Genomic DNA, 26,982 nt, shown 5'->3' on the forward strand with positions numbered 1-26,982 from the left:
TATCATTTATTAAGATACCAATGACAAAGGAATGACAGTGAAATACAATTTATAATCATTCTAAACTATGCTATTTTCCGCCTTAAAATGGGTTTAAAAGGCATTTTTGCTTTGGTCTCCTGCCTTCCTTCACACGACCATTTTTGGAAAGAAAAAAACTTTTTTTTACAATATATAAGCGGCCTTCAAGGCCCGCTCCGGCTCACGTTTATGTCGCTTCTATTCAGTCAACAAGCCCGGCAAAATCAGACGCTTTGCCGGGCTTGATATTATCAGAAGGGTTTAAACCGGATTATTGTTTTAAGATCCAGGCAAAAATTAACGGTGCCACGATCGTTGCATCAGATTCAACGATAAACTTCGGCGTATCGATGTCAAGTTTGCCCCAGGTGATCTTCTCATTCGGAACGGCGCCTGAATAAGAACCGTAAGACGTGGTTGAGTCAGAGATCTGGCAGAAATAGCTCCAGAAAGGAATATTTTCCATCTCCATATCCTGGTATAACATGGGGACCACACAGATCGGGAAATCCCCCGCAATGCCACCACCGATCTGGAAAAAGCCAATTCCTTTTCCTTCGCTGTTTTTCACGTACCAGTCTGCAAGCCAGGCCATATATTCAATACCGCTTTTCATGGTTGTGGCTTTAATTTCGCCCTTAATTACATAAGATGCAAAGATGTTGCCCATGGTCGAGTCTTCCCAGCCGGGTACCACGATTGGCAGATTTTTTTCTGCGGCAGCCAGCATCCAGGAGTTTTTCGGATCAATTTCGTAATACTGCTCAAGTTCGCCGCTCAGCAGGATTTTGTACATGAACTCGTGCGGGAAATAACGTTCTCCGCTGTCGTCAGCGTCCTTCCAGATTTTGTGAATATGCTTTTGCAGCCTGCGGAAAGCCTCTTCCTCAGGAATACAGGTATCGGTAACACGGTTGTAGTGGTTTTCCAGCAGGTCCCATTCGTCCTGCGGACTCAGGTCGCGGTAATTGGGTACACGTTTGTAGTGTGAATGCGCAACCAGGTTCATGATGTCTTCCTCGAGGTTGGCGCCGGTACAGGAAATGATTCCGACTTTGTCCTGGCGGATCATCTCGGCAAGTGAAATACCAAGTTCTGCGGTACTCATCGCGCCGGCAAGCGTGATCATCATTTTACCGCCCTCCTCCAAATGCGTTTCGTAACCCTTCGCTGCATCTACGAGCGCTGCCGAGTTGAAATGCAGGTAATTTTTTTCTATAAATTGTGAGATAGGTCCTCTTGTCGTGCTCATTGTGTTTTGAATTGAAGCTGCAAAATTAAGAAAATGAGGGGAATTGACAATTGGTGATTAGAAATGAGTTGTGAGTCTTTTAATAGTATATAGTTATTCGTAGTTCGTATTTAGACGTGGCTGCGGGATATGAGATGTGAGATTTGAGTCTCTTAATAGTATATAGATATTCGTAGTTCGTATCCAGACGTCGCTTCGGGATTTGAGAGGTGAGATTTGAGTCTCTTAATAGTATATAGATATTCGTAGTTCGTATTTAGACGTGGCGCATACTCTGCATGACGCAGGACCTGTTCTGCGCCGTGGTCTTTCGTCTTTTTTCCATTTTCTTTGGTCGCGTGAGGGGTTCTGCGCCCAGTCCTGACTCATGATTCATGGTTCGTGGTTCGGCTAGCGGCAATGAGGGGCTCTGCGCCCAGACTTACAACTTAATACCTACAACTTAAAACTTCACTGATTCATGGTTCGTGGCTCAGTCTTTTCTCTTTTTTCTTTAATCTCATTGAGGGGTTAGGCGTCGCGTTCTTTCCTCCTTTTTCCTTTTTCTTTGGTCTCATTCAGGGATATGCGCCCCGACTTACAACCTCATACCTACAACTTAAAACTTCACTCCCTCATGGCTCGACTATGGACACAAAACAACTACTTTTGCGTTTCATGAAAAAAGTTCTTCTCTCCCTGATCGCGATCTTAATGGTAGCTTTGCCCCTTGCAGCGCAACGCAAGCTGATTGAAAAATACCTTTCAAATAAAAAAGACAGCACGCGCGCGCCGAGTTTTATGCCGGTGCCCGTGTTCGGTTATTCACAGGAAATCGGTATTGAATTTGGTCTTGGGGCACTATACTCCTTTTATGCCGACCGTAAAGACACGACAAACCGGAGTTCTAATTTTTCAGGAAATTTTTCTACCTCGACCAAAAAGATTTTCAACATCAGTCTGAATGCCGACGGCTGGACGCCGGGAAACCGCTTCCATTATATTGGCGATGTAAAGATCCGGAAAATGCCGTTTGACTTTTTTGGCACGGGGAACTCCACGTTAGAATCAAACAAGGACCGGCTGGTACAGAATATGGTAAAACTTGCGTTCGACCTGGAGAAACGTTTGCTCCCGCACGCGTATACAGGACTATCGCTTGGCTTTGAGCAGTATCATTTCACTGATAAGGAGAACGGCGGCATTTTCGGTCAGCCGGGCTTAAGGGGTGTTCCCGGCGGCAAGGCATTTTTTGTCGGTGTGTCGCAGAGTTATGATACGAGAAATTCAAACAATTATCCGAGCACGGGCTTTTTCGGCCGGATAGCCTATCAGTATGCCCCCGACCTGTTCGGCGGCGATAATTTCAGCGGGAGCCGGATCCTGGCCAATGCCAGCAGTTTCTGGCGGTTACATCCCAAATTTATTTTTGCCGCTCAGGGAATCTATCAGACCGTACAAAGCAGCAATACCCCGTTCTGGATCCTGCCGCAGTTAGGCAACGACGAGATGATGCGTGGGTATTATAGCGGAAGGTATCGCGATGAAAATTTGCTTGCCTTTCAGGGCGAGCTGCGCTTCAGGTACAACCACCGTTTTGGTGCAGCGGCCTTTATCGGCACCGGTCAGGTATTTGGCGAAAAAAGTTCGCTGGCCATCAACGCCTTCAAGCCCAATTACGGGGGTGGTTTTCGCTATTTCTTTGACCCGGAAAAGGGCCTCAGCCTTCGCCTCGATTATGGCATCGGGGAAAAACGGCCAAATGAAAAACGCCAGGGCGGTTTTTACATCAGCCTGGCGGAAGCGTTTTAATATAGTTTTGAATCGTACTGTCTAAAAGAGCTTGCCCTGTACGGAATAGGTACCGGTTTTGAAATCTACGGTAAGCAGGCTGCCTGTTGTTCTGACTTCCGGCTTGCGCAGGTGCGTAAAGGCGAAATTATGTGCCCTGACTGATTCGGCCTTATAATCGTATTCGATATGACTTCCTTCAATTTTAAAAAAAGGTGTCTTCAGTTCGGCCTTGCCAAACAGATCAATCCGCGAGGCGCTCTTATTTACAATGGTCGAATCCTGTGCCGCATATTCTGCCTGCAGTTCAGGATGTTGCTTCTGCAAGCTTTGTTTCATCGAAAAAGCGCCGGTCCTGGTATTTAAAATCAGCTGCGCGCCTGGCGGGTGCTCAATGACTTTCCCATCCTTCATCATGTTGAAGTCGGTTGCGGTAAGCTGGTCCGTTAACGTATTGATGACAACCTGCCGGGCATCTATCGTAATTTTCGGAAAAACAATTGAAGCATCGCTCACACGGACAAGATTACCCTTCTTCTCTATTGTTGCAAAATTCATTCTCATGCGTCCAAAAAGCCGGGCCCAGGCGGTTCCGACATCAGCACCTGCCGCGGGTTGACTGCTTTGCGAGGTCCGGACTGCGCCCTGGTACCTCAAACCTGTTGACCCTGAGGGACGTTTTTGTTTTCCGTCTTGCTCATAAAACCTGTCATGATGGGCCGGATTGCGCAATTCTTTACCCTTTGGCTCGCTGTATAAGGCTATGAGTTTGCTTGACGCAAAACTCCGGTTTCCGGTTTTAGACTCTCCGAAAAATTTGACAAGCACAGAATCGCCCTTGCGGAAGTTACCGGCTGCCAGCTGCTGACCCGACAGGTTAAACCTGAGTGTAAAGTGACCATCATACAGCACGAGGCTCGTTATATTCCCTGCGGCATCTTTGGAAAGCCCGCTGATCCGGCTATGGGCAAAACGGGCCCAGTTAGCCTCATATAAAAAAGCATGATTTACGATTTTCTCCCTATAGACCGTTTTTCCCGCCGCGTTTTTGATCTCGGTAGGCACAAAGGTAATCACCCTGTTCTGGTCAACCAGCACACCCCTGAGTGTAATGTTGACACCGCGTCCGGCCATTAAGCCGGCCTGTGTTAGCTTTTTGTGCGAAAGGGCTACACGAAGTTTTTCCCCTCCGGTTTCAAGCACAAAACCTTCGGCAAAACTTCCCGACCAAAGGGCGCCTATTTTGCCGCTAAGCGGCTTGCCGTGCAAGGAATCGATCTTGGCCTTCGCACGCAGGTAACCCGGATCGCTGCGCCAGCTGCTATCCTGAATTTTTAACTGGGCGGCTTCTTGCCCGGGCACGTCGACATAGCTGACCGAGAAGCCCCAGAGCAGCAGCGCCGTTGCCGGCAGTGCTGCGAGGTACATAAATTTTCTCATTTTATTTGATTGATTGGTAAAAAGCATTTCAATCCGCTGACGCACGGGGTGGCGTACAAAGTGGTGAACCGGCGCCGGGGCAAGGGGCCGCCCTGCCATGCGTAACAAAAGGCTGGCGTAAGCCGCCTCATCGCCATATTGTGCGGTACTGCTGTCGGCTTCAAATTCGTGCACCAGTTCCAGCTCGCGGTTATACCACCAGACAACCGGATTAAACCACAGTACGGCCGCGGCTAGCCTGGCCAGGACCTTGTCAGCAGAATGCCATTGTGTGACGTGCACGGTTTCATGCCGCAGGAAAACGCAAAGTTCCTGCTCGTCGGTTAGCTGGTCGGGGTTTACAAACACCTGGTTGAAAAACGAGCAGTTTGTAAAACCCTGCCGTTTGTTTATAATCCGCAGCCTGCCCATCCTGCGGTACGGCTTGCTGCGCTGCAGCAGCAACAGGAATATCTGCCTGATCAGGGGCAAGAGAAAGATAAGTACCATCAGGCTATAGGCAGGCAGGAGCAGACGAGTGGGTTCTGACCATACAGCGCCAGCGCTCTGTTCTGCGCTTTCAATTAAAAGGGGTTCTGCAGTGGTAAGGATATCGTGGCCGGGGATTGGCGTTGCCTGCACGACCGGGACGGCGGGCGTTTCGCGTTCAATAACGATCCGCATAGCCGGAATTATAAAACTCGCCAGCAGCGCGGTAAGCAGATATACCCGGTTCAATAAAAAGAATGTCGTTCCGCGGAGCAGGAAAAAATAAAGGCCGAAAAATAGCGACAGGCAAAGGCTAACCTTGAGCAGATAAAGCAGGATTTCCATGTTATCGTTGTTGTTTGTTGATCAGCGCCTGGATGGCCGCAATGTCATCATCGCTAAGCGCTTTTTCTTTCACCATAAAAGAAAGCAGGCTTGCGGCAGAGTTATCGAAATAGCCGGAAAATAGTTTGCCGAAGGTGGTCTTTGCATAGTCATCGCGGGCAATGACCGGGAAGTACTCATAAGTTTTACCATAAGCCTTGTACCCTACATAACCTTTCTTTTCCAGCAGGCGTACGATTGAGGAAATCGTGTTATAAGGTGGTTTGGGATCGTCGTTCAGTTCTTCCAGAATATCTTTTACAAATGCACGCTGCAATTTCCAGATTACCTGCATAATGCGTTCTTCAGCCTTTGTTAATTCTTCCATAAACTAAAGCTATAACTTATTTTTCAGTTATACAACTAAATTATAAGTTATTTAACGGAATATTCAGTTTTCAGAAAAATTGGGTTCCCGAAGGGATTGGATTTGAAGGGAAAACGGACGTTTGGGAACTGGTTTTGTGTTCAGCCCTGATGGCAGCGGCAGCCCCGAAGCATGAGGGCTACAGCGGACAGCAGGAACAGGCGCAGATCAGCGTGGTGGCACTGCGCTCCTTATAAAAGACAGCATGTACACTGCTTAGACTTTCAGCCTGAAGTGCTCTTTAGCCTGGCCTTTTTTAAAAAATACAAGTCCGATCCAGAAAAGATCGACGGTAACGGTTACATCGGGATGGCTTTTAATCTGCTCCCAGGCTTCTTTCATACCGGCGCTCCAGTAAATATCGTCAAAAACAAGCATGGTGCCTTCATACACTTTGGGAAGACAGGTTTCAAAGTAAGCTATCGTGGCATCTTTACGGTGGTTGCCGTCTATATAAACAAAGTCCAGCCTGGGGGTGGTTTTAACAAGCTCAGGAAAGATGTGATCAAAGTTTCCCGTAAGAAGCTGAACATTTCCACAGCCAAGTGCATTCAGGTTTTCCTGCGCCACAGCGGCGGTCTGCGGGCATCCTTCTATGGTAGTTATTTCTGCGCCGGGGCATGCTTTGGAGAAATATGATGTGGTGATACCAAGGCAGGTACCTAACTCGATAAGCGTTTTGGGCTGGCTGTAGCGGGACAGCCGGTAAAGCAGCTGTGCCAGCGACGGCTTTTTCAACGCATTCCGCGCTATCGTCTTTACCTGTTTACGGTTGTTTTTATTTAGGTGCGATCCCGCACCCAGATCGGTCACGGTGATAAACCGATCGTCATTCAAAAGTTTTTTTCGCTGCTTCTCTATTGTTTGATAATCCTGTGTAGCGGCAAAATCGTAAATTACCTCGTCAGCGAGTTTATAAACAAATGGAGAATGCGTTCCGTGACGGCTTTTGGCGGTGAGCCTGTGCTTCAGGTAATCGACGAAAAATTGCGTGTTCATGGGGCAAAAGTAGCTAAACAGCGCCATCAGGATAAAGTTTTATGGAAAATATTGGAGAAATCAGCGCACTCGTTAAACTTTTAGATGACCCCGATGAGGAAGTTTATGGTCATGTAGAGAAAAAACTGCTCGAGTATGGGAATGAGGTTGTGGATTATCTTGAGAATGCATGGGAGCAATCGTTTGATGCATTAATGCAGCAACGGATAGAGAATATTGTACATCGCATACAATTCAATTCTGTTAAAGAAGATCTAAACCTATGGTATATGAGCGGTGCCTTCGATCTTCTTCAGGGCGCCCTGATCGTTAACCGGTATCAGTACCCTGACCTGGACGAGCAGAAACTTATTTTTCAGATCGAGGAAATGAAGCGTGATATCTGGGTAAATCTGCAATACGAAATGAGTTCGATCGAAAAGGTGAAACTCATCAACCACGTGTTGTATAACCAGCATGGATTCGGGGGCAATACAAAAAACCACCACGATCCGCAAAACTCGTACATCAGCCAGGTGTTGGAAAGTAAGAAGGGGAACCAGATATCGCTGGCCATCATTTATTCCACCCTTGCCCAGAAGCTTGACATACCTATTTACGGCATCAATTTACCGCAGCATTTTATTTTGGGGTATGTGGATGAAACAAAGCGTGAACATGAGCAGGAGTTTGGCGTGTTGTTTTACATCAATGCCTTTAATAAAGGAAACATATTCGGCAAACATGATGTAGACCAGTTCCTGCGTCAGTTGAACCTGGACCCGCTGCCAGGCTATTACCGGCCCTGCAGCAATACGGAGATCATCCGCCGGGTGCTGCGCAACCTCATTTCGGCCTATGAAAATGCAGGCGCACCTGATAAGGTGAAAGAATTACAGGAACTGCAGCATATTCTGACCGGCGAAACAGAATAAATAAGAAATTTTTTTAATTTTTAGGAAAATAAAAACCAAGTTGGTAACTTTACGAAAGTTACCAACTTTAAGGTGAAGTCCCTTTAATCGGGACACTTTAAATAGCTTCAGATACGCTGAAACAAGCGCAGATAGCTATCAAATCAGGCCGTTTTTTTTCAACCAGGTCAGCATAGCAGCGAACCAGTCTCCAGCCTCTTTTTTGTTATACATACCGAAACCATGCCCACCCAGGTGGTAGAGAAACAGGTCATTCTTTATTCCCGCACGGTCGGCCGCTGCTTTGAACAGGCGACTGTTTTGTACCGCAACTGTTTTGTCATCTTCCGCATGCACCAGGAACACAGGCGGTGTCTGCCTGTCGACCTGTTTATCTGAAGAGAAGTAATGTTTATCTGCTTCCGCAGGATTGGAACCAAGCAAATTTTTCATAGTTCCTGTGTGCACTGACTCTGAAAAGCTGATGACCGGGTAAACGAGCACAGAAAAATCAGGCCTGAAACTGATCTTTTCCCGTTGGTGGATCTTCCTGTCCGCATAATGCACCGTCAGTGTCGAAGCGAAATGTCCGCCAGCCGAAAAGCCCATAATGCCGATGCGGTTCTTTTTTATGCCGTACTTTCTGGCGTTTGAACGGACCAGGTATATCGCCTGCTGTGCATCCTGCAGCAGAGCAAAACGTTTATCTTCCATGATCTGGTCGGAAGGCAGCCTGTATTTCAGCACAAATGCACTAATCCCCGCCTCATTTAACCGTTTCGCCACATCCGTACCTTCATGGGTAAAGGCGAGAATATTATATCCCCCACCGGGACAGACGATCACTGCTGTTCCGTTAGCCTTATCTTTTGGTGCGGGGAACCAGGTAAGCGTCGGTACTGACACTTTGCTGATGCGCAAAATACCGTCTTTGCCGGGCTCCGCCTTTTCGACATAATCTGCCGGTACAGGTCTGGAACCGGGAAGCTGACCTCGGTACAAGGGAATGACTTCCTGGGCTTGAAGCTGACTAAGCATGCTGAGGCAAAAAATAAGAATGGCAACCTTTTTCATGTGAGTGAGAAGCGTAATAACAGTTTAAAATTCCATCAGGTATGCCTTCAAAAAATCATTCAGATCACCGTCCAGCACTGCCTGGGCATTTGAGGTTTCATGATTTGTGCGAAGGTCTTTGACGAGCTTATAGGGATGCAGCACATAATTTCTAATCTGTGAACCCCATTCGATTTTTTTCTTTGAGCCTTCTATCGCAGCCACTGTTTCCATACGCTTTCTCAGCTCCACTTCATAAAGCTGCGACCGCAGAAGCCGCATTGCATTATCCTTGTTCTGAAGCTGCGAGCGCGACTCCTGGTTTTTGATCACAATACCCGAAGGCTTGTGATACAGGCGTACAGCGGTTTCAACTTTATTTACATTTTGCCCGCCGGCACCGCCGGCACGGAACGTTTCAAATTCTATATCACCGGGGTTAATGTCTATCTCAATTGTATCGTCCACGAGCGGGTAAACATATACCGAGGCAAAAGACGTGTGTCTGCGCGCATTTGAGTCGAATGGTGAGATGCGCACCAAACGGTGAACGCCATTTTCCCCTTTCAGATAACCATAGGCAAAATCGCCTTCAAACTGGAGGGTTACAGACTTAATGCCTGTTACCTCCCCTTCCTGCGAGTCCTGCTCGGTGATACGGTATCCGTTTTTCTCCCCCCACATCATGTACATACGCATGAGCATATATGCCCAGTCGCAGCTTTCGGTACCTCCGGCACCTGCCGTAATCTGCATGACGGCCGGCAACTGGTCTTCCTTGCTGCTCAGCATGTTTTTGAACTCAAGGTCTTCAAGAAGGGTAAGCGTCTGCGCAAACTGGTCCTGCATTTCGCTTTCTGAAGCATCGCCCGACTGCAGAAAGTCGAGCATGACCTGGCTGTCTTCGACCGATGCATTGACCTGCTGCCAGGCATCTGTCCAGGTTTTATTTGCCTTTATATTGGCCAATATCGCCTCGGCAGCTTTCGGGTCATCCCAAAAATCTGGCGCGAGCGTCTTTTCCTGTTCTTCTGTTACGATTTTTAAGCGGGCATCGACGTCAAAGATGCCTCCTCAGGGAAGCTGTTCTATCCCTTAAATCCTGAATTTGTTCTTTGGTCATAAAGGCAAAGGTAAAATAAATTGCACAACTGCAGCCGCGATGCATCCACGCCGGCTTATTCAAAAATATTACCTTTACAAAAAAAGTTTAGACGATGCTACCAAAAACCGATCTGACCCGGACAGAAGCGTACAGTGCGCTTCAGGAACATTTTAACGCTGTTCATACCGTCCATCTGAAAGAGCTCTTCTCGGCAGACCCCCAGCGCTTCGAAAAGTTTTCGCTTAAGTTTGAAGATATCCTGTTTGATTTTTCAAAAAACCGTATCGACGAGACAACATTTAAGCTGCTGATCAGCCTGGCGGCGGAATGTAAGCTCAATGAAGCCATTGAAGCTATGTTTAGCGGAAGCCGGATCAATGAAACCGAAAACAGGCCTGTACTGCATGTGGCATTACGCAACCGCAGCAACAGCGCTATCGAAGTTGACGGTAAAGATGTAATGCCTGAGGTGAACGCTGTTCTGGCGAAGATGAAAAAGTTCAGCGATTCGGTGATCAGCGGCGACTGGAAGGGATACACCGGTAAAACAATCACCGACGTGGTGAATGTTGGCATTGGCGGCTCTGACCTTGGCCCTGTCATGGTAACAGAGGCGCTTAAAGCCTACAAAAACCACATGAATCTGCACTTCGTTTCAAATATCGACGGCACGCACATGGCTGAAACGCTGAAAGCCCTGAACCCCGAAACGACTCTATTCCTGATCGCCTCAAAAACGTTCACAACGCAGGAGACCATGACCAATGCGCACAGTGCACGCAGTTGGTTCCTTGATAGCGGGGCAAAGCAGGACGATGTTGCCAAACACTTTGCAGCGCTGTCTACAAATGCCAAAGAGGTTTCTGCATTTGGTATCGACACCGAAAATATGTTTGAATTCTGGGACTGGGTTGGGGGCCGCTATTCGTTATGGAGCGCCATCGGGCTGTCCATTTCGCTAGCAATTGGTTTTGACCGCTTCATTGAGCTGCTTGACGGTGCCCATGCTGCAGACAACCATTTCCGCAGCACCGCATTCGAAAAAAATATTCCTGTAATTCAGGCGCTTCTGGGCATCTGGTATATCAACTTCTGGGGCGCTGAAACCCAGGCCATTCTGCCTTACGACCAGTATATGCACCGTTTCGCCGCCTATTTTCAGCAGGGGGACATGGAGAGCAACGGTAAGTTTGTGGGTCGCGATGGCAAGAAGGTCGAGCATCAGACCGGTCCGGTTATCTGGGGCGAACCCGGTACCAATGGGCAGCATGCTTTTTACCAGCTGATTCACCAGGGAACAAAATTAATTCCCTGCGATTTTATAGCACCTGCGCAAAGCCTGAATCCGCTTGGTGAGCACCACCCGATCCTCCTTTCGAACTATTTTGCCCAAACCGAAGCACTCATGAACGGCAAAACGCATGAACAGGTAACGGATGAACTTAAAAAAGAAGGCAAAAGTGATGCTGAGATCGCGAAGCTTGCCCCGTTCAAGGTATTTGAAGGCAACCGGCCAACAAACTCATTTTTACTGAAAAAGGTAACACCTTACACACTTGGCAGCCTCATTGCTTTTTATGAACACAAAATATTTGTTCAGGGTGTAATCTGGAACATTTTCAGCTTTGACCAGTGGGGTGTAGAGCTCGGCAAACAGCTTGCAAAAAATATCCTTCCCGAGCTAAAAGATGATGAAATGGTTTCTTCGCATGATGCCTCGACAAATGGCCTAATAAACCAGTATAAATCCTGGAGATAATTTATAACCCGCCGGCACCAACCCGCCGGCGGGTCTTCTGCGAAACATTTTTCGCTGTTCTTATTATTTCTTACCTTTCGCTTCTACATTAACTAATTTATTTACAACATGAAAAGAAAATTACTTTTCACAGGAGGTATGCTGGCGCTGTGCCTGACTGCCGCTGCGCAAAAAGTACAGTTTACAGAATACGATCTTGATAATGGCCTGCATGTTATCCTGCACCAGGATAAATCTGCCCCCGTGGTTGCCGTTTCTGTGATGTACCACGTAGGCTCAAAAGATGAGCAGACCGGAAGAACAGGTTTTGCGCATTTCTTTGAGCACCTCCTCTTTGAAGGCTCCAAAAACATGAAACGCGGAGAGTTCATGAAAACGGTCAGCAGCAATGGCGGCCAGAACAACGCCAATACTTCGCAGGACCGCACCTTTTATTTCGAGGTTTTCCCTTCAAATCAGCTTGAGCTCGGCCTGTGGCTGGAAAGCGAGCGCATGCTTCACCCTGTAATCAATGAGGTAGGCGTACGCACCCAGAATGAAGTGGTAAAAGAAGAGAAACGCCTGCGTGTAGACAACCAGCCGTATGGCAAATTTACCGAACGCATCTTTACGCACCTGTTTGACGGGCATCCATACCGCTGGCAGCCGATCGGATCGATGGAAGATCTTGACGCCGCCAAACTCGATGAGTTTTTAGCTTTCTTTAAAAAATTCTATGTTCCGAATAATGCTGCACTGGTTATTGCCGGCGATATAGACATTTCGAAAACCAAAACGCTTGTGCAGAACTATTTTGCCGAAGTGCCAAAAGGTGCACCTGTGGAACGAAATAAGGTAGCGCTGAAACCGATCACAAAACAGATTATTGATACAGCCTATGACGCAAACATCCAGATCCCGGCAATCTTTGCTGCTTACCGTGTTCCCGGCATGGCTGATAAAGATGCGCAGGCACTTCAGATGATCACTTCAATTCTTTCCGGCGGTGCAAGTTCACGGCTGAACAGAAAAATGGTAGATGAAAAGAAAAACGCACTGCAGGTGGCGGCCTTCAACTACTCTCTCGAAGATTATGGTGCGTACATTACCCTGGCACTGCCAAACCGAAACACGCCGCTCGATTCGCTGTTGAAGGATATCGATACCGAGGTGGCAAAATTAAAGTCAGATCTTATCTCTGAGGCGGAATACAAGAAGGTAATGAACAAGTTTGAGAATAACTATGTCGGTGCTAACTCAAGAATGATTGGTGTGGCAGAAAACCTGGCCAATGGTTATACTTTTCACAACAAGAACACCAACAGCATCAATGAGGAGCTGGATCAGATCAGAAAGGTAACCCGCGAAGACATCAGAGATGTTGCTAAGAAATACCTCAATAAAAACCAGCGCGTAGTACTTTATTACCTGCCGAAGAAATAGCCTCATACCAAACAACAGATCAACATGAAAAAACTATATATTTTTGCTGCTGCGCTTCTTTTCGGACAGCTGGCATTTGCGCAAAAAATTGACCGGAGCCAGAAACCCAAGCCGGGTCCGGCGCCGGTGATCAAGATCGGCGACCCGGTCATTTATAAATTATCAAACGGCATCACTGTCCTGGTGGTGGAAGACCATAAGCTGCCCAGGGTTACGGCGAGTTATTCAATTGATGCAGGACCCGTTACAGAAGGCAGCAAAGCCGGCGTCATGAGCATTATGGGCGCCATGCTGCGCGAAGGCACCACATCAAAAACCAAGGCCCAGTATGACGAAGCTGTCGACATGCTTGGCGCGAATGTCGGCCTCAGTTCATCCGGCGGAAGCGTATCTGCGTTAACACGTTATTTTGATCAGGCTTTTCAACTGTTTTCCGAAGGCCTTCGCCATCCGGCTTTTCCGCAGGCCTCATTCGAAAAACTCAAATCGCAAAATCTTACCGGCCTCAAGTCAAACGAACGGAACGCGAAAGCCATCTCATCGCGTGTGGTTAATGCGCTCAGTTATGGCACCAACCACCCTTACGGTGAGTTTGTGAGCGAACAAAGTTTGAACGCACTGACACTCGACGATGTAAAGGCTGCCTACCAGAAGTATGTTACGCCTTCGCGCGGTTACCTGACCTTTGTCGGCGATATCAAACCTGAAGCTGCAAAAGCTCTGGCCCAGAAAGCCTTCGGCGATTGGAAAGGGAGCGCTTTGAAACTACCTGTGTTGACTAAGGTAAATAATCCTGCGAAGACAGAAATAAACATTGTTGATGTGCCAAACGCGGTGCAGTCTGAAATCACGGTGATCAACCTGATAGACCTGCCTATGAACAATCCGGATTATTTCGCTGTGCTGCTTGCCAACCAGATTCTTGGCGGCGGAGCCGAGGCACGTTTGTTTATGAACCTTCGTGAAAAACATGGTTTTACCTATGGTGCTTATTCCTCTACGGGTGCCGGCCGCTTCCAAAGCACATTCAGTGCTTCTGCATCTGTTCGCAACGAGAAAGCAGACAGCGCTGTTGTCGAATTCCTTCGCGAAATTGATGGTATGAGAAAAAACAAGGTGAGCGCAGAAGAGCTGCAGAACGCAAAAAATCTGTATAATGGTTCATTTGCCCTCGGACTTGAGAACCCGGCACGCACAGCAGGGTTTGCAAGTAACATTCTGATCAACGGATTGCCGAAGGATTTTTACCGTACCTATCTTCAAAAGATCAATGCGGTTACTGCCGATGACATTCAGCGGGTGGCAAACAAGTATTTCAACCACGATAACACGCGGGTCATTATTGTCGGCAAACAGGAGCAGTTTGCTGCCGGGCTGAAACGCCTTGGTTTAAAAACGCAGGCATATGACAAGTTTGCGGTTCCAATCGAACAGGTTAAGCAACCCTAAACGCATAGCACTCAACAAAGCCCCTGACTAAACCAACAGGGGCTTTGTTTTTACCCATGCCGTTAACTGGCCTTGAGGCTGATCACCCGACGCCCAACCGCCGGGCTAAGCCCCCGGCCTATAATCCTTTGCCTTCCGCACGCCGGCAACCCGCAATAAAACCAGTATTTTTCCTGCGCATTTTTGCTGATATTTATGGAAAACTTGCCGCGTGTGCATCTGTTCTATATAACACCCAAAACAGATTCAAATGAAACTTTTAAAAATGATATGTGCCCTGCTGCTCGTTACTACGGGTCTAAAGGCACAGGTAACAGATAAAGAAGCGTTGAGCGGATTGATCAGATCGAAGAAATTCGTTTTTAATGCGAGTGCAGCGCTGCCATTGAACAGCCTCGATGTAAGCCGCATCATGAGCCGCATGCAGGGCGTAAACAGCGGCAGTATGATTCAGCTGAATGGCATGCAATATGACCTGCAGCTGAACGGCGACACGCTGAAAGCCTATCTACCCTATTTCGGCCGCGCTTTTGTTGCACCCTATAATCCGAATGAGAATGGCATCAAATTTACGTCGACAAACTTCACAATGAAAGAAACGCGTAAGAAGCGGGGCGGATGGGTCATCACCTTTACAACGAAAGATGTAAAGGACAATCACCGGTTCACGCTTGATGTCTCTGAGAAAGGTTATGCCACGCTGATTGCAAACAGCAATAACAGGCAGGCTATTACCTTTAACGGCACCATAGACGAACTTAGAAAAGATTAAAGTCTATTTTTTTATCAGCCGGATCTCAAACAGTTTCGGCCATTTTTTACCGCCTACGAACAGCCGCTTGCCGGTACGGTCGTAGGCGATTCCGTTTAGTACGTTGTTAGATGCATCAGCATCATCCTTAAAATAATCTTTGGGAAACAGGCCAGTGAGGTCAATGGCGCCGGTTACAGCGCCGCTTTTCGGATCAACCATAATGATCCTTTCCTGTCCATAAACATTGGCATAAATGCTCCCATCAATAAATTCGAGCTCATTGAGCCGGTCAACTGCTCCCTTGTCGTCATAAACCTCTATAAAGCCTTCTTCTTTATAGTTTTCTCCATTTAGAAACCAAAGGCGGTTGCTGCCGTCAGACTTGACCAGGCGTGTGCCGTCATAACAAAGTCCCCAGCCTTCAGGACTTTTCTGGTAGGGAAAGGTGCCGGTTTGTTTTAAGGTTTGTGCATCGTAGATCAGGCCCATCTTGTCCTGCCAGGTGAGCTGCAGAATGCGGTTGCCGACTTTTGCAATCCCCTCAGCAAAATATTTTGCATCTAACTTCACCTCCTGCAGCACCTTCCCGGTTTCCGCCTCTACCCAGCGCAGCCTGGACTGACCCTTTCTGCCCGTGCTTTCCAGAAATTTACCGTCATGAAACTCAAGGCCCTGGGTGTAGGCACTCGTATCATGAGGAAACACGTTCAGAACTTTGTAGGTATACCTGTCGGGTTTCCTGCCCGACCGGATCACGACATTTGTTTGTACGGTATCCGTTTTTCCCGCCGTATGCACCACCGCCCGCAGCTGCCTGAAGCCAAGACCCAGGCGGTCTGATGGCAGCGAAAACGGCTTACCTCCGGTATTGCGCGCCAGCGGTTGCCCGTCTACATGATAAATTACAGAGTCCGGTTGAAATCCCCGGGGCAGATCAAGCTGCATTTTAATGGTTTCTCCCGACCGGAAATTTTCGCCCTGAAAAGGCGTGCTGAAATCCATGAGTTTTGCACGCTCTTTACAGCCTGCAAAAACAGCTGCCGAAAGCAAAAATATAAAGATCTTATTCATGATAGCTTGGCCAGAAGGCATCTTCAATATGTTTCATAACCGGTGCGCTGTCAGGATGAAGTACAATAGAAATGATATCAAACCGTATTTCTCCCTGGTGTGCCATAGTATCTACATAGGCGCGGGCAGCCCGCGCCAGTCGCTTTTGTTTTGCCGGCGTTACAAAGTCTTCGGGTTCGCCAAAGCTGAGATTGCTGCGGCACTTCACTTCCACGAAAATAATCTGACGGTCTTTGTAAGCCACAATGTCTATTTCTTCGCGTCCGGATGTCCAGTTCACATCCATAATCTCATACCCTGCCTGTTCCAGGTACGCCGCCGCCTGTGCTTCGCCTTCCCGCCCCCTGTCATTGTGAACAGCCATTTTATTTTACGATAACTGACCCCAGGTATTTTGATATCTCCTTTTCCACGTTTTTTATATAGATGTACCGCTGCATCAGGATTTCCTGGTTTTCAGCCGTAGCTTCTTCCTGTATCTCACGAAGCAGGTTAGACAGGATCTGATCTATCTTACGTTTCTTCAGGTGGTAAATCCCTCCTAATATCGTGTTTTTCAGATTCATGCTTTCATCCTTCACATAGATCTGGTGTCGTTTCTCCCAGTTTTCGCTCAGTTGATAGGGCGAGGTAGACAAGGTAATGGCCAGGTTTGCAATTTCAGGATCCTTATGCTGAATAAACTGGCTCGCAACCGGAAGGTGGCCAAGCTCGATCTCTGCTTTATAGTGATCAATGATCCGTTTACAAAGCGCATCTGTAAATTCTACGTCGGCCAGGTTCTGAATGACGAAAGAGCCAATGTACATGTTATCAATCCCATCCCAATTTACCAGTTCATGACCAAAATTCAAAAGTAACCGCACAATCTCATTTTCCTGGCGCTGCTCATTTGCCTCTTCCGTGTCTGACTCCAGAAAGTCTGCTGCGAGTTCATCCGGCATAGGCAAGGGCTCGGGAACATATGAACCCGGCCCCTGCTGGTTGCTGTAGGCTGATGGTCCGCTGTAGCCTGTGCCGGCTGACTTTTTTGTACGCGCGGCGCGCATTTTATTCAGCTCGGTAAGCAGGATCCGCTCTTCTACCTCAAGCAGGCGGCTGCACTCGCGCACAAAAACCGATGCCTTGATGCTGTCTGGTATCTTCGAGATGCTTTCCACAATATCGCGGATAATACCCGCCCGCTTTATCGGATCATTGCCTGCTTCTGCCAGCAGCACATCTGCTTTGTAAAAGATAAAATCCTTGCGGTTCTGCTCAATGTAGGTGCGAAATACCGACGCACCAACCGCATGCATATATGAGTCGGGATCATGTTTGTCAGGAAAAGAAACAACCTTGACGTTCATGCCTTCTTCAAGTATCATGTCTAGCCCGCGAAGTGACGCTTTGATACCTGCAGGGTCACCGTCATACAGAATGGTGACGTTCTCTGTAAACCTTGAAATAAGCCTGATCTGTTCTGTAGTAAGGGAGGTCCCTGATGAGGCAACGACGTTTTCTACACCGGCCTGGTGCACAGAAAGAACATCGGCATACCCCTCAACCAGGTAACAGTTGTCTGCATCGCGGATGGCCTTTTTTGCCTGGAAGAGCCCGTAAAGAACATTCGACTTGTGATAAATGTCGCTTTCAGGCGAGTTTACATACTTCGGGACACTTTTCTCCGTTTTCAGTGTCCGGCCGCCGAAACCAATAACCCTTCCTGTAAAGTTATGAATCGGGAACATGACGCGGCCGCGGAAACGGTCGTAAACACGGCCCTTGTCATTTTTGATGCTCAGACCGGTAGCCTCAAGATATTGTTGTGCGTAACCTTCATTGAGCGCCTTTTGCGTGAGGGCGTCCCATACATCTGGCGAATAGCCCAGCTCAAATTTGCGGATCACGTCTTCTCTGAAGCCGCGCTCCCTGAAATAACTCAGGCCGACAGATCTGCCCTCTTCACTTTCCCAGAGCTGTTCCCTGAAAAAGCCGGCGGCAAACTGCGACAGCACGTACAGGCTTTCACGCGCCTGGTAAGCTTCCGTATCTCTCGGAACCTCCCGGGTCTCCTCAATCTCGATGCTGTATTTATTAGCCAGGTACTTCAGTGCTTCGGGGTACGAGTATTTCTCGTGCTCCATAACAAAGCGAACGGAATCGCCGGCTACTCCGCAGCCAAAACATTTGTAGATGCCTTTTGAAACCGATACATTAAACGAGGGTGTCTTTTCGTTATGAAACGGGCAGTTTCCGATCAGGCTGGTTCCGCGCTTTTTCAGGTTAACAAAATCGCCCACCACTTCCTCGATACGCACGGTATCCATGATTTTGTCTATCGTATCCTGCTTAATCATTCTACTGCCTGTCTGTACCCTTTGTTATGTTCCGCCTCGCCGCTATTTTACAAACGGCAGCATTTGTTTTGCAAGGAAGCTGTTCCCTTCATCGTTCATATGAACGCCATCGCTTGTCAGTACACCCTTTTCTGCATTAGCTGTATTGTTTGCCGCCTCGTAGTCTGCAAATGCTTTACGGAGGTCGCAAAGCGGAATATTGTTTTTTGCTGCCAGCTCACGTATACCCTGGGCATATTTATCAAGCTCCGCATCAAGCGGGTTCTCTCCGGTTTTCTTTTCACCGATTACCGAAGGTGTGCACAAAACAAGTTTACTTCCAGCAGCCGTGATCTTGTTGATCAGCGCCTGATAGAATTTGAGGTATTTGTCGTAATCGGTTCCCGTTTGCGACGTTTTTTTATGCCACACGTCATTTATACCAACATAGATAAAGACGAGGTCAGGCTGTTTGCTCAGCACATCAGACTCAAGTCTGAGGTAGAGATCGTATACTTTGTTGCCGCCGATGCCTGCACCGGCAATTTCAAAATCAGCGTTGCCGAGCTGCTTTTTGATGAGTGAGATATATCCCTTTTCGCGTACGCCCGCCTGCGTAATGGAATCGCCAAAGAAGACGACTTTTTTTGGCTTTGGCTTCATTGCTGTCATGGCCACTGTTGTCGTTATCAACATCAAAAGTGCGAGAATGGTTCTGCTGTTTAGTTTCATGGTTGCTTGTTATTTATTTGTGGTTTGAGGTTTAAAGTCCAGATCCTGAAAGTCAAAGCTAAAGTCTGTAAGCGGAGAAATCGCTTCCATTTTTATGCCCGACGGCTTACCCTGCGCATCAAGCTGGTAGATTACAAACGCGTCGGCATCGAGGCTGCGGTCCTGCCATTTAACCAGCCAGGTATTCGCTTTGTAAAAATACATATCTCCCCGCAGCTTGGGCGAATTTACACTTTTAAAGTACAGGTGGCCGCTCTTCTGACTGATCTCTATATCGCCAAACCAGTTGTCGCGGAATTTGCCTGCATATACCGCCGGTTCGGCTCGCTGCCCGGTCTTTTCAGCAGCCGCAATCTCTTGCTGTACCCGCGTGGTTATGGCTGCTGCCTCCTGTTCGTTCTTCAGCCGGGCATCGTTATATTGTTTGATCCGGTCTTTGCCTTTTATACCAAAGTAGCCGTCTTTAATGCTGTTACTTATGGCGGTAAAGGCTGCGCCTGATTGCTGGTTGGTAAGGACAATAATACCCAGTTTCAGCTCGGGCAGAATGGTAACCTGGGTTACGATTCCCGCCAGGCCACCCGTGTGCGTTGCCTGGAAATAACCGTTTACATCACTGAGAAACCAGCCAAGCCCGTAAGCGGAAAAATGCGTGTTATAGGGCGAGCTGCCATTTATAATTGTTTGCGGCGACCACATTTCACGATGTACCTCGGCACTGAACAAGCGTTTTTTGCCGTCATCATATTTCCCCTGTTCGATCTGCGCGATGACCCACTTGCTCATGTCGGTTATGTTTGAGTACATGCCGCCTGCCGCATTGGCAAGCTCGGTAAAACTAAGTCCGACGGGGACCAGTTTCCCGTCTGCCGGCGCATGCCCGTCAATGATATTTGACCTGTCTTTCAGTCTGTACCAGGAAGCCGCTGTTTTTGTCATCCCCAGCGGCCGGATTATTTGGCTTTCAATAAAATCTTCATAAGTTAGGCCAGATACGCGTGCTACCACATCGCCGGCCACAATATAAAGGAGGTTGTCATAATCATACTTTGTGCGAAAGCTCGACACAGGCTTCAGGTAGCGCAGATTATGGATCATCTGTTTTTTTGTTACCGTGCTCGAGTCTGGCCAGATCATCAGATCGCCGGCACCCAGGCCCAGGCCGCTGCGGTGGGTAAGCAGGTCTTTGATCGTAAACTCATTTGTAACGAAGGGATCGTAAAGCTTAAATTCAGGGATAATATCGGTTACCCGGCTGTCCCAGCTGATCTTTTTCTGGTCAACCAGCATACCGAGCGCAGCTGCGGTAAAAGCTTTTGTGTTTGATGCGACGCCGAATAAGGTGTTCTCGTCTACCTTCCGGCCGGTTTTTATAGAACGTACACCATATCCTTTGGCGTGAATCAGTTTACCGTCCTTTACAATTCCAACAGCAATTCCGGGCACATTGAACGTGCGCAGGGTCTTCTCTGCGAGGCTGTCTATCTGCCGGCTGTTGAGCACCTGTGCAGAAGCGCCCAGATTTAAACAAGCCAAGCCAAGCAACAGGCCAAATGATACTTTTTTTAACATACGGAAATCAAATATTAAAGATAAGACTTTGGCGGCTATTGTTATTTCGAACCGGCCAGTTTGTAGTCTTTATGTACGATCAGGAAACTGGCGCGTTCCTCCCGCTTAAAAGGAATATTCCAGTTGCCCTGGTAGCTGATCTTGGTAGGCAGTTTGTCTTCGTTAAAATAACTCATCTCAATATTCATCTGCACATCGAAATCAAACAGAAAATTGCTGTATTTCATATCCACATAGCGGCCCAGAATGTTAAAATTCCGTTTATCAAAGATGGTTACCAGTTCGCGAATCATAATCCCGCTTTTGGTCCAGCTGCTCAGATCTGGTTTTACGGCTACGGTAAAACGGTATACAGGAATTGAATCAAGGTAGGTGGCGCTGGCAAATGAATAATCGTAATACTGCCGCATATTGGCGGTAAAAATCTCGGTCTTGCTTCCTATAAACGGCACACCCTTTACCGGCCTGCCGGGTGCGAAGATCAGCGTTTTGAGTTTGCTTTTGTAGCCTTCGTTGGTTCCGCCCGACTTGCCATCGCCAAGCGGCGCATTGGGCACAAAATCGCTGCTGTATGCATTCATGAAAATGTAGTCGAACATTTCTACGGTATACAGCTGGTACTTGCCATTCTTTTTGTAAACCTTGCCTGTGTCCTGTTTAACCAGATACTGCATTTTATGCGGGCCGTTGTTGCTGTGCCTGATCTTGCGGTAGATCCGTCCGTTCACCCTGTTCTTCTTGTCATAGGTGTAAAGGCGGTTCTCGGCAATAAAGTTGTATGCCTTCATTTTCTGAAAGGCCCTGTAAAAACTTGTATCGTTGATTACGGCGTTGATAAAATCTTCAACGTTTAGCCGGTGGGAACGGATGTTAACGACTGAATCAAGTGTGATCGTTTTGATCGTATCCGGATTGAACCGTTCAATCTCCTGTGCTGCTACACGATGGAAAAAGCATGTGGAAGCACAGCAACATACAAGTATGATCCGGAGCAGGGCACGCATCAGTTGCCCAGTTGTTTTAATGCGAGGTATGCCATGAGTCCCGTTGAAATTTTCAATGCATCTTCGTCCACATCAAACGTAGGCGTATGGACGGAATACATGGTCTGTTTTTCTTCGTTGCCGGTACCCAGCCTGTAGAAACAGGCATCAGTAACCTGCGAATAAAACGCAAAGTCTTCTGCAGCCATCCAGATATCAAGATCAACAACCTGCTCTTTACCCAGGTAGTCCTCAGCATGCTGCCTGGTGGCATCGGTCAGTTTTTCTTCGTTCACCAGGAAAGGGTAACCCCTGTGAATATCAAAATCACAACTGCCGCCCATGCTTTCAGCAATACCCTCAGCCATCTTTTTCATACGCCTGTGGGCTTCATCCCGCCATTCTTCGTTCAGCGTACGGAATGTGCCTTCAATTTTTACTTCATTCGGAATGACATTCGTAGCGCCATTGGCAATTACCTTTCCAAACGACAGCACTGATGGCAGCCGCGGGTCAGCATGCCGGCTTACGATCTGCTGCAGGGCAATGATGATGTGCGAGGCAATTAAAACCGGGTCGATGTTCTGGTGAGGTTGTGCGCCATGCCCGCCCTTACCGGTCACGGTTACATAGAGTTCGTCTGTCGAGGCCATATAGATCCCTGATCTGAAACCAACCGTGCCTGTCTTCAGCAGCGGCATGACATGCTGACCGATAATAGCAGCGGGTTTCGGATTTTCCAGCACGCCTTCTTTGATCATAATGCTTGCCCCGCCCGGCAGCAATTCTTCGGCTGGCTGGAAGATCAGTTTTATTGTTCCTTCAAACTTATCTTTCAAAGCGTTCAGGATGAACGCCGTTCCCAGCAGCGATGAACTGTGCACATCATGTCCGCAGGCATGCATTACACCCGCATTTTTTGACGTATATGGTTTGTCGTTAAGTTCGTTGATGGGCAGCGCATCCATATCTGCCCGGAGGGCGATGACCTTTTCTGAATTGCCCTTCCCCTTAATTAGTCCGACAACGCCTGTATTGGCGCAGGCGGTATAAGGAATTTGCCAGCGGTCCAGCTGCGCCTTAATAAAGGCCGATGTTTCGAACTCCTTGAAGGAAAGTTCAGGGTTTGCGTGCAGGTGGCGGCGAAAGCCGACTACTTCTGAAAAAACCGATTCAGAAAGCTGCTTAATTTGCTCCTTGATCATCTGTATCTAAATTTGGCGCATTGATCTTTTCCCTGAAAATAAACAGCGTGGGGTATTTTGGCCGCAGCTGGTTGAGAAACCTTTGCGCTTCGAGCCTGGACCTGAAGTCGCCTACGCGCAGGTAATAATTGGGCTCGCGGTATGTAATGTATGTCCGGTATGTCGGATACTCATCCCTGAAACGGGACTGCATATTGAATGTCTGCCGGCGGTCTGATCCGTAAAAAATCTGTACGCGGTAACCCATAGAAGAGACCACGGGCGGGCGGGTAACTGCAGGCGATACCGGCGTTTTCTTCCGGTAAAGTTCTGCACGCCTGGCTATCAGGCTATCAATAAGCGGATCTTTAACCACTTTAACTTCTCCCTGCTTACTGCGGTCTGACTGTGCGAACGCGGCACAGCAAAAGAAGATCATTATAAGAACACAGGCTGTTTTTTCCATCAGGGCTATAAAGTACGAATGCCGAACTTTTTGCAAAATTCGGCATTCTGTGCTTGGATTACAAATTATAGGCTTGCACCGTGGCAGTTTTTATATTTTTTGCCGCTTCCGCAAGGGCATGGATCGTTGCGCCCGACTTTCGGATCGACGCGTACCGGTTGCTGCGGAATTGCTTCGCGCGTATCGGCGAACTCTGCTCCCGGTTCTTCCTGACTAAACTCCTGTTTTGTTGTCTGAAGCTGCGGCTGGCGTTTAGGCGCCGGTGCCTGACGGATGTCTTCTGCCTCCTGTGCAACCGGGATACCACCTTTAAAGAGAAAACTTACAACCTCTTTATTCACTGCATTCAGCATGTTCTTAAACAAGGTGAAGGCTTCCATCTTGTAAATAACCAGCGGATCTTTTTGTTCGTAAACGGCGTTCTGAACCGATTGTTTCAGCTCGTCCATATCGCGCAGGTGTTCTTTCCAGGAATCGTCGATCAGTGCAAGGACGATCGTTTTTTCGAAGCTTTTTACCACCTCACGGCCTTTATTCTCAATTGCCTTTTTCAGTGATACAGGAACCTGTATACCACGAATGCCATCTGTAAAAGGAACAATGATTTGCTCAATCTGTGCGCCCCGTTCTTCAAACACCTGTGTCAGCACCGGCATAGACTGGTTAATGACCGCATCAGATTTTCTGGCGTAAAATGCAGTGGCTTCTTCGAAAAGTTTTTCGGTCAAATTTTGTACGTTCTGCGAAGAAAATTCTTTTTCGGTAATGGCTGTATCTACAGAGAAGTTTTTGATCACTTCAAGTTTAAAGCCTTCAAAGTTGCCCTCGGTTTTGTATTCGTTAACAATATCTTCTGCCACATCAAAAACCATGTTGTTCATGTCTACGTCAAGACGTTCGCCAAAAAGGGCATTCTTACGTTTGGCATAAATAACGGTACGCTGAGAGTTCATCACGTCATCGTACTCAAGAAGTCTCTTACGAATACCGAAGTTGTTCTCCTCAACTTTTTTCTGCGCACGTTCAATAGATTTTGTGATCATTGAATGCTGGATCACTTCACCTTCTTCAATACCCATGCGTACCATGATGTTTGAAATTCGCTCAGAACCGAACAGACGCATCAGGTTATCCTCAAGCGATACAAAGAACTGCGATGAACCCGGATCGCCCTGGCGGCCTGCACGTCCGCGCAGCTGTCTGTCTACACGGCGCGATTCATGACGCTCGGTACCAACAATCGCCAGACCGCCGGCTTCCTTAACACCCGGCCCCAGTTTAATGTCGGTACCACGACCAGCCATGTTGGTGGCAATGGTTACCGTACCGGCCTTTCCTGCTTCGGCAACAATGTCGGCCTCACGCTGGTGCAATTTGGCGTTCAAAACGTTATGCCTGATACCGCGAAGTTTAAGCATGCGGCTCAGTAATTCGGAGATTTCCACTGAAGTCGTACCCACCAGAACCGGCCTGCCCGCTTCGGTCAGTTTTACAATTTCGTCTGCAACGGCGTTATATTTTTCACGCATGGTGCGGTAAACAAAATCCTGCTCGTCTTTTCTCGAAATGGCCCGGTTGGTCGGGATTTCAACAACGTCAAGTTTATAGATCTGCCAGAACTCACCGGCCTCGGTGGTAGCCGTACCGGTCATACCACAAAGCTTGTGGTACATGCGGAAATAGTTCTGCAGCGTAATGGTAGCGTAGGTCTGGGTGGCATCTTCCACCTTTACGTTTTCCTTTGCTTCGATAGCCTGGTGAAGTCCGTCAGAATAACGGCGGCCTTCCATGATACGGCCGGTTTGCTCGTCTACAATTTTGATCTTCCCTTCATCAATGATGTATTCTACATCTTTCTCAAACAGGGTATAGGCTTTCAGTAACTGGTTAACTGAGTGAATACGCTCTGCCTTCACGGCGTAATCGCGCATCAGCTCGTCTTTACGCAATACTTTTTCTTCTCCCGAAAGGTCTGATTTCTCAAGCTCGGCGATCTCCGTACCCACGTCCGGAAGCACAAAAAATCCGGGATCTTCTCCTGACTGTGTAATCAGCTCGATACCTTTCTCGGTCAGTTCAACCTGGTTATTTTTTTCGTCGATATGGAAAAACAGCTGCTCATCTACCTTAGGCATGTTTTTCGACTGGTCCTGCATGTAGTGATTCTCTGTCTTCAGCAGGGTTTGTTTCACATTTCCCTCGCTCAGGAATTTGATCAGTGCCTTGTTTTTCGGCAAACCGCGGTGCGCACGCAACAGGGCAATACCACCCTGCCCTTCTTCCGGACCGGCTTTGCCGTCGTTAATGAGTTTTTTTGCTTCATTCAGCGCCTGGGTAACATATGTTCTCTGTGCATTTACCAGACGTTCGATACGTGGCTTCAGGTCGTAAAATTCATGCTGATCGCCGAATGGAATCGGGCCTGAGATAATAAGTGGTGTACGGGCATCGTCAATAAGCACTGAGTCAACCTCATCGACCATGGCAAAGTGAAGTTTACGCTGCACCAGCTGATCTGGCGTCTGCGACATGTTATCACGCAGATAATCGAAGCCAAACTCGTTATTCGTACCGTAGGTAATGTCTGCAAGATACGCTTTGCGGCGCTGCTCTGAATTCGGTTCGTGTTTGTCAATACAGTCCACGCTTAAGCCGTGGAATTCAAACAGCGGTCCGTTCCACTCCGAGTCACGGCGTGCCAGGTAATCGTTCACGGTAACAATGTGCACACCTTGTCCGGCAAGCGCATTGAGATAAGCAGGAAGTGTACCCACGAGGGTTTTACCCTCACCGGTAGCCATCTGCGCAATTTTGCCCTGGTGCAGCACAATACCGCCAATCAGCTGTACATCATAATGAACCATGTTCCAGACCACATCTGTACCTGCTGCGTTCCAGTGGTTTGCCCATTGCGCTTTATCGCCTGAAATTTTGACATTGTCTTTGCGTGCTGCGATTTCACGGTCAAAGTCGGTTGCAGTCACTTCAATGAACTGGTTTTCCGTAAAGCGGCGCGCGGTCTCTTTCACAACAGCAAAAGCCTCAGGCAGGATCTCGAGAAGGACTTTTTCAAGTTCTTTATCGCGCTCCTTGCCAAGGTTATCGATCTGATCGTAAATATTTGTTTTTTGCTGAAGATCGAGGCTCTCACTTTCAGCCTCAGTTCTTAACGTGGCTACCTGCTTGTCTATGTCTTCAAGAAACGCTGCAATCCGCGTTTTAAATGATGTCGTTTTATCACGCAATTCATCATTGCTGATGGAACCAAGTTTTGCATATTCCTCGTTGGTCTTATTGACCAGCGGTTGTATCCCCTTTATATCCCGTTCTGATTTGCTTCCGAAAATCTTGGTTAAAAATTCTAACATTATATTTTTTATTCGTCTAGTGTTCTATATTCAAAACCTGGGTGTTACAACAACCAGGCCACCGGAATTTACCGGCCTTTTTGGCAGTTTAAGCCGCTAAAATTACAGATATATTTTTAATATCGACTATCTTGCATTCGATATTAATCCTG

At 47.8% G+C, this 26,982-nt stretch carries 21 protein-coding genes; 6 read left to right on the forward strand and 15 right to left on the reverse strand.

Annotated features, from left to right (window positions below; genetic code table 11):
• Nucleotides 1-292 precede the first annotated feature (292 nt).
• Entirely contained in the window at nt 293-1,273 is a 981-nt protein-coding gene (locus EJV45_RS19180) for a deoxyhypusine synthase family protein (protein ID WP_129718321.1), read from the reverse strand.
• A 657-nt stretch (nt 1,274-1,930) separates the two neighbouring features.
• Between EJV45_RS19180 and EJV45_RS19185 the strand changes: the two genes are divergently transcribed.
• Entirely contained in the window at nt 1,931-3,064 is a 1,134-nt protein-coding gene (locus EJV45_RS19185; RefSeq protein ID WP_129718323.1) for a BamA/TamA family outer membrane protein, read from the forward strand.
• Between the two features lie 21 nt (nt 3,065-3,085).
• Here the strand turns inward: EJV45_RS19185 and EJV45_RS19190 are convergent, their stop codons facing one another.
• The 3 genes from EJV45_RS19190 to EJV45_RS19200 form a co-directional block, all read right to left on the reverse strand.
• Nucleotides 3,086-5,296 carry a hypothetical protein gene (locus EJV45_RS19190; RefSeq protein ID WP_129718325.1) on the reverse strand — a complete coding sequence of 737 codons (2,211 nt, stop codon included), beginning with the start codon at nt 5,294-5,296 and terminating at the stop codon, nt 3,086-3,088.
• 1 nt (nt 5,297) lies between these two features.
• Complete coding sequence (locus tag EJV45_RS19195) at nt 5,298-5,663, reverse strand: BlaI/MecI/CopY family transcriptional regulator (RefSeq protein ID WP_129718327.1); 366 nt, start codon at nt 5,661-5,663, stop codon at nt 5,298-5,300.
• Nucleotides 5,664-5,918: 255 nt separating this feature from the next.
• Nucleotides 5,919-6,701: an O-methyltransferase gene (locus EJV45_RS19200; protein ID WP_129718329.1), complete on the reverse strand. Its 783-nt coding sequence runs from the start codon at nt 6,699-6,701 to the stop codon at nt 5,919-5,921.
• Nucleotides 6,702-6,742: 41 nt separating this feature from the next.
• Here EJV45_RS19200 and EJV45_RS19205 point away from each other — a divergent pair, with 41 nt between their 5' ends.
• Nucleotides 6,743-7,615 carry a transglutaminase-like domain-containing protein gene (locus EJV45_RS19205; protein WP_129718331.1) on the forward strand — a complete coding sequence of 291 codons (873 nt, stop codon included), beginning with the start codon at nt 6,743-6,745 and terminating at the stop codon, nt 7,613-7,615.
• Between the two features lie 138 nt (nt 7,616-7,753).
• Here the strand turns inward: EJV45_RS19205 and EJV45_RS19210 are convergent, their stop codons facing one another.
• Together EJV45_RS19210 and prfB are read right to left on the reverse strand one after the other, a co-directional pair.
• Nucleotides 7,754-8,668 carry an alpha/beta hydrolase gene (locus tag EJV45_RS19210; protein WP_129718333.1) on the reverse strand — a complete coding sequence of 305 codons (915 nt, stop codon included), beginning with the start codon at nt 8,666-8,668 and terminating at the stop codon, nt 7,754-7,756.
• Between the two features lie 24 nt (nt 8,669-8,692).
• Nucleotides 8,693-9,770, reverse strand: a protein-coding gene (gene prfB, locus EJV45_RS19215) for a peptide chain release factor 2 (RefSeq protein ID WP_129718335.1) whose coding sequence is annotated in 2 segments (ribosomal slippage) — nt 8,693-9,709 and nt 9,711-9,770 — 1,077 coding nt in all. Because the reading frame shifts where the segments join, the coding sequence is not laid out codon by codon here.
• 94 nt (nt 9,771-9,864) lie between these two features.
• Between prfB and pgi the strand changes: the two genes are divergently transcribed.
• The 4 genes from pgi (at nt 9,865) to EJV45_RS19235 (ending at nt 15,154) form a co-directional block, all read left to right on the forward strand.
• Nucleotides 9,865-11,511 (forward strand): glucose-6-phosphate isomerase, encoded by a 1,647-nt coding sequence (pgi, locus tag EJV45_RS19220; RefSeq protein WP_129718337.1) that lies wholly within the window; start codon nt 9,865-9,867, stop codon nt 11,509-11,511.
• A gap of 108 nt (nt 11,512-11,619) precedes the next feature.
• On the forward strand, nt 11,620-12,933 hold the full coding sequence (locus EJV45_RS19225; RefSeq protein WP_129718339.1) for a pitrilysin family protein: 1,314 nt from the start codon (nt 11,620-11,622) through the stop codon (nt 12,931-12,933).
• Between the two features lie 24 nt (nt 12,934-12,957).
• The gene (locus EJV45_RS19230; protein ID WP_129718341.1) at nt 12,958-14,382 is read left to right on the forward strand and encodes a pitrilysin family protein; all 1,425 of its coding nucleotides are present in this window, start codon (nt 12,958-12,960) and stop codon (nt 14,380-14,382) included.
• 250 nt (nt 14,383-14,632) lie between these two features.
• Complete coding sequence (locus tag EJV45_RS19235) at nt 14,633-15,154, forward strand: DUF4251 domain-containing protein (protein WP_129718343.1); 522 nt, start codon at nt 14,633-14,635, stop codon at nt 15,152-15,154.
• A gap of 3 nt (nt 15,155-15,157) precedes the next feature.
• Here the strand turns inward: EJV45_RS19235 and EJV45_RS19240 are convergent, their stop codons facing one another.
• From EJV45_RS19240 to secA, 9 genes are all read right to left on the reverse strand, one after another.
• On the reverse strand, nt 15,158-16,207 hold the full coding sequence (locus EJV45_RS19240; protein WP_240755354.1) for a glutaminyl-peptide cyclotransferase: 1,050 nt from the start codon (nt 16,205-16,207) through the stop codon (nt 15,158-15,160).
• Complete coding sequence (locus EJV45_RS19245; RefSeq protein WP_129718347.1) at nt 16,200-16,571, reverse strand: YraN family protein; 372 nt, start codon at nt 16,569-16,571, stop codon at nt 16,200-16,202. Before EJV45_RS19245 ends, EJV45_RS19240 begins: the two co-directional genes overlap by 8 nt.
• 1 nt (nt 16,572) lies before the next feature.
• Nucleotides 16,573-18,546 carry a DNA primase gene (dnaG, locus tag EJV45_RS19250; protein ID WP_129718348.1) on the reverse strand — a complete coding sequence of 658 codons (1,974 nt, stop codon included), beginning with the start codon at nt 18,544-18,546 and terminating at the stop codon, nt 16,573-16,575.
• Nucleotides 18,547-18,588: 42 nt separating this feature from the next.
• Complete coding sequence (locus tag EJV45_RS19255; RefSeq protein ID WP_129718350.1) at nt 18,589-19,257, reverse strand: SGNH/GDSL hydrolase family protein; 669 nt, start codon at nt 19,255-19,257, stop codon at nt 18,589-18,591.
• 9 nt (nt 19,258-19,266) lie between these two features.
• Nucleotides 19,267-20,829, reverse strand: a complete 1,563-nt coding sequence (locus EJV45_RS19260; RefSeq protein WP_129718352.1) for a serine hydrolase — start codon at nt 20,827-20,829, stop codon at nt 19,267-19,269.
• A 41-nt stretch (nt 20,830-20,870) separates the two neighbouring features.
• A complete protein-coding gene (locus EJV45_RS19265) occupies nt 20,871-21,833 on the reverse strand; it encodes a hypothetical protein (RefSeq protein ID WP_240755355.1) in 963 nt (320 codons plus the stop codon).
• Complete coding sequence (locus EJV45_RS19270; RefSeq protein WP_129718354.1) at nt 21,833-23,017, reverse strand: M20 family metallopeptidase; 1,185 nt, start codon at nt 23,015-23,017, stop codon at nt 21,833-21,835. The genes EJV45_RS19265 and EJV45_RS19270 overlap by 1 nt, the downstream gene beginning before the upstream one ends.
• Nucleotides 22,998-23,462: an SPOR domain-containing protein gene (locus tag EJV45_RS19275; protein WP_129718356.1), complete on the reverse strand. Its 465-nt coding sequence runs from the start codon at nt 23,460-23,462 to the stop codon at nt 22,998-23,000. Before EJV45_RS19275 ends, EJV45_RS19270 begins: the two co-directional genes overlap by 20 nt.
• 65 nt (nt 23,463-23,527) lie before the next feature.
• Entirely contained in the window at nt 23,528-26,830 is a 3,303-nt protein-coding gene (secA, locus tag EJV45_RS19280) for a preprotein translocase subunit SecA (protein ID WP_129718358.1), read from the reverse strand.
• Between the last annotated feature and the right edge of the window lie 152 nt (nt 26,831-26,982).

It is taken from the genome of Pedobacter sp. SYP-B3415 (genome assembly GCF_004138205.1).
In the GTDB taxonomy this organism is placed as follows: Bacteria; Bacteroidota; Bacteroidia; order Sphingobacteriales; family Sphingobacteriaceae; genus Pedobacter.

Excerpts from the sequence above, each read along its gene's own strand:
- pgi (WP_129718337.1), top strand. The coding sequence starts at position 9,865 with ATGCTACCAAAAACCGATCTGACCCGGACAGAAGCGTACAGTGCGCTT.
- EJV45_RS19185 (WP_129718323.1), top strand. The coding sequence starts at position 1,931 with ATGAAAAAAGTTCTTCTCTCCCTGATCGCGATCTTAATGGTAGCTTTG.
- EJV45_RS19195 (WP_129718327.1), bottom strand. The coding sequence starts at position 5,663 with ATGGAAGAATTAACAAAGGCTGAAGAACGCATTATGCAGGTAATCTGG.
- EJV45_RS19245 (WP_129718347.1), bottom strand. The coding sequence starts at position 16,571 with ATGGCTGTTCACAATGACAGGGGGCGGGAAGGCGAAGCACAGGCGGCG.
- EJV45_RS19275 (WP_129718356.1), bottom strand. The coding sequence starts at position 23,462 with ATGGAAAAAACAGCCTGTGTTCTTATAATGATCTTCTTTTGCTGTGCC.
- EJV45_RS19260 (WP_129718352.1), bottom strand. The coding sequence starts at position 20,829 with ATGTTAAAAAAAGTATCATTTGGCCTGTTGCTTGGCTTGGCTTGTTTA.
- EJV45_RS19270 (WP_129718354.1), bottom strand. The coding sequence starts at position 23,017 with ATGATCAAGGAGCAAATTAAGCAGCTTTCTGAATCGGTTTTTTCAGAA.
- EJV45_RS19240 (WP_240755354.1), bottom strand. The coding sequence starts at position 16,207 with ATGAATAAGATCTTTATATTTTTGCTTTCGGCAGCTGTTTTTGCAGGC.
- EJV45_RS19180 (WP_129718321.1), bottom strand. The coding sequence starts at position 1,273 with ATGAGCACGACAAGAGGACCTATCTCACAATTTATAGAAAAAAATTAC.
- EJV45_RS19205 (WP_129718331.1), top strand. The coding sequence starts at position 6,743 with ATGGAAAATATTGGAGAAATCAGCGCACTCGTTAAACTTTTAGATGAC.
- dnaG (WP_129718348.1), bottom strand. The coding sequence starts at position 18,546 with ATGATTAAGCAGGATACGATAGACAAAATCATGGATACCGTGCGTATC.
- secA (WP_129718358.1), bottom strand. The coding sequence starts at position 26,830 with ATGTTAGAATTTTTAACCAAGATTTTCGGAAGCAAATCAGAACGGGAT.
- EJV45_RS19235 (WP_129718343.1), top strand. The coding sequence starts at position 14,633 with ATGAAACTTTTAAAAATGATATGTGCCCTGCTGCTCGTTACTACGGGT.
- EJV45_RS19255 (WP_129718350.1), bottom strand. The coding sequence starts at position 19,257 with ATGAAACTAAACAGCAGAACCATTCTCGCACTTTTGATGTTGATAACG.
- EJV45_RS19190 (WP_129718325.1), bottom strand. The coding sequence starts at position 5,296 with ATGGAAATCCTGCTTTATCTGCTCAAGGTTAGCCTTTGCCTGTCGCTA.
- EJV45_RS19230 (WP_129718341.1), top strand. The coding sequence starts at position 12,958 with ATGAAAAAACTATATATTTTTGCTGCTGCGCTTCTTTTCGGACAGCTG.
- EJV45_RS19200 (WP_129718329.1), bottom strand. The coding sequence starts at position 6,701 with ATGAACACGCAATTTTTCGTCGATTACCTGAAGCACAGGCTCACCGCC.
- EJV45_RS19210 (WP_129718333.1), bottom strand. The coding sequence starts at position 8,668 with ATGAAAAAGGTTGCCATTCTTATTTTTTGCCTCAGCATGCTTAGTCAG.
- EJV45_RS19265 (WP_240755355.1), bottom strand. The coding sequence starts at position 21,833 with ATGCGTGCCCTGCTCCGGATCATACTTGTATGTTGCTGTGCTTCCACA.
- EJV45_RS19225 (WP_129718339.1), top strand. The coding sequence starts at position 11,620 with ATGAAAAGAAAATTACTTTTCACAGGAGGTATGCTGGCGCTGTGCCTG.